The 555-nt window shown below is 38.6% G+C and carries 1 protein-coding gene; it reads left to right on the top strand.

What is annotated here, in order from left to right:
• A partial coding sequence (locus tag ABFX15_RS12090) for an HNH endonuclease (RefSeq protein WP_346025644.1) occupies positions 1-502 on the top strand: 502 nt, incomplete at its 5' end.
• Between the last annotated feature and the right edge of the window lie 53 nt (positions 503-555).

Raw genomic sequence — 555 nt, 5'->3', positions numbered from 1 at the left:
AACCTACAACGCAGAATTGCGAGGAATCTGTAACTACTACCGAATGGCAAGTAATTTTAACAACTTAAATTACTTTGCTTACCTTATGGAGTATAGTTGCTTAAAAACACTTGCAGCAAAGCGTAAAAGCAGCATTGCCCGAATTATTCGCTTGCATCAAGATGGGCAAGGGAAATGGTGTGTACCATATAAGACGGCTAAAGGTGAAAAACGACTCTATTTCGCAAAATATTCTGATTGTAAAGGGCAAAGTTCATTTAGTGACAAAATACGTAATGACGCAGTTATCTATAGTCATAAACGTAACCCTTTTGAAGATGGATTAAAAGCAAGAGTTTGTAAGTTGTGTGGAACAACCGAAGCGACACACTATGAAATACACCATGTTAAAAGGCTCAAAGACTTGAAGGGAAAAGCTCCATGGGAGAAATACCTAATAGCGCGAAACCGAAAAACTATGGTGGTCTGTCGAGATTGTCACAAAGAAATCCACAGAAATTGAGTTTTGAATAATTGAGTAACAATGGAGAGCCGTGTACATCGAGAGGTGTAAGC

It is taken from the genome of Alkalibacterium indicireducens (genome assembly GCF_039522005.1).
In the GTDB taxonomy this organism is placed as follows: Bacteria; Bacillota; Bacilli; order Lactobacillales; family Carnobacteriaceae_A; genus Alkalibacterium; species Alkalibacterium indicireducens.
This window is presented reverse-complemented; position numbering and strand designations above follow the sequence as displayed.